The organism is Mesorhizobium sp. M1E.F.Ca.ET.063.01.1.1 (assembly GCF_003998155.1).
Lineage (GTDB): Bacteria > Pseudomonadota > Alphaproteobacteria > Rhizobiales > Rhizobiaceae > Mesorhizobium.
In genome coordinates this window covers 1-2,041 of the sequence record NZ_RZSC01000925.1, presented here as the reverse complement: position 1 = coordinate 2,041, position 2,041 = coordinate 1, and the positions used below count along the sequence as shown (strand labels likewise).

At 69.3% G+C, this 2,041-nt stretch carries 1 protein-coding gene and 1 pseudogene; both read left to right on the top strand.

Annotation, left to right across the window (positions count from 1 at the left end):
- Window positions 1–1,491: cobaltochelatase subunit CobN (locus EOA29_RS34330; protein WP_189479085.1), on the top strand; the 1,491-nt coding region annotated here is incomplete at its 5' end.
- Window positions 1,488–2,041: pseudogene (locus EOA29_RS34325) on the top strand (precorrin-3B synthase); the annotation flags it as partial. The gene EOA29_RS34330 and the pseudogene EOA29_RS34325, both read left to right, overlap by 4 nt.

The window sequence follows — 2,041 nt, the reverse complement described above, 5'->3', positions numbered from 1 at the left end:
GACGGGCTCGATCGCCGCCGCCGCGATCGTCTGGCGCGGCTCATAGTCGAGTCCGCGCGGAAATCCGGCCTGGCGACAGAAGCAGGCGTTGCCGGCACCGACGCTCCGGACGAGGCGCTGCGCCGCATCGACGCCTGGCTGTGCGACCTCAAGGATTTCGCCGTCAAGGACGGGCTGCATGTCTACGGCCGCGCGCCGGAGGGCGAGGTCGATCCGCTGCGGCGGCAAAGCGCGGAGGCCGAAAAGGCCGCACTGCTCGAAGCGCTCGACGGCCAGCACATCAAGGCCGGCCCCGCCGGCGCTCCGGCGCGCGGCCGCTCCGACGTGCTGCCCACCGGCCGCAACCTCTTCACCTCCGACCCGCGCACCATGCCGACGCCGACCGCCTACGATCTCGGCCAGGCGGCTGCGGAAGAAGTGGTGCGCAGCTACATGCAGAGCCATGGCGACTGGCCGCGTTCGCTGGTCATCGACCTCTGGGGCTCGGCCTCATTGCGCACCGGCGGCGAGGAGATCGCCCAAGGCCTGGCGCTGATGGGCTGCCGGCCGCAATGGGATGCAGCGACCGGCCGCGTCACCGGCATCGAGGTGCTGCCGCCGGCGGCGCTCGGCCGGCCGCGCGTCGACGTCACCTGGCGCATCTCTGGCCTGTTCCGCGACATGTTCCCGACCCAGATCGCGCTGATCGACGCCGCCGCCAACGCGGTCGCCGGCCGCGACGAAGACGATACCGAAAATCCCCTCGCCGCCGCGACGCGCGCGCAGGGCAAAATCGGCCCGCGCATTTTCGGCACCTCACCCGGGACCTATGGCGCCGGTGTCGAGGATTTGCTGTCGCGCGGCGAATGGGGCGTGCGCGAGGAGATCGGCCGCGCCTATCTCGAGGCGACGTCGCATGCGTACGGCGGCGCCAACGGCGAAGCGATTTCCGCCCCCGGCGCCTTCGAGGATCGCGTCGCCGAAGCCGATCTGCTCGTCCACACAGGCGATGACCCCGGCCGCGACATTCTCGAAGGCTCCGCCGATGTCGCCTTCATCGGCGGATTTTCGGCCGCCCTTGCAGCACTTGGCAGGAATGCCGATGTCATCGTGCTCGACACGACTGATCCAAAGAAGCCGAAGCCGCGCTCGGTTGGCGAGGCGGTTTCGCGTGTGGTGCGCGCCCGCGCGGTCAACCCGCGCTTCATCGCCGGCCAGATGCGTCACGGCCCGCGCGGCGCTTCGGAATTCGCCGAGACGGTCGACCGTCTCGTCGGCTTCGCCGAGACCACGCATGCGATATCGGGTGCGCTGATCGAGGCGGTGCACGACGCTTATCTCGGCGACTTGGAAGTCCGCGCCTTCCTCCTGCGCGAGAATCCCGCCGCCGCGAAGGTCATTGCCGAGCGGTTCCTGTCGGCGCGGCGTCGCGGCCTCTGGCATCCGCAACGCAATTCCATCGACGACGATCTCACGGCACTCATTGCCGAAGCCCAGGGAGTGGCGGCATGAACGCCTTTTCGCGCCGCGGCGCCTGCCCCGCTTTGTCCGCCCCGATGCAAACCGGCGACGGGCTGCTGGTGCGGCTCAATCCGGTCGCTGGAGGACTTTCCCCCAAGTCGCTGATCGGACTCTGCGAATCCGCGCTGCGTCACGGCAACGGCATCATGGAAGTGACCGCCCGCGGCAGCCTGCAGATCCGCGGCCTGACGGCGGCAAGCGCGCGGCTGCTGGCGGCGGAAGTGGATGCGCTGGGCATCGAGGTGCGCAGCGGTGTTCCGGTCGAGATCGGGCCGCTGGCGGGCATCGATCCGCAAGAGATCGCCGACCCGCTTCCGTTGGCCGAGCGGGTCCGGATGGCCATCGAAGAAGCCGGACTAACGCAGCGCTTGGGACCGAAGGTTTCGGTGATTGTGGACGGTGGTGGGCAGTTGGCCATGGATGAGCTGATGGCCGATGTAAGGCTGGCTGCGGTGCAGGCCACAGCGGGCGTCCAGTGGAGCGTGTCGGTTGCCGGAGATGGCCGGACTGCGAAGCTTCTCGCGACAGTCGATGCCGATAC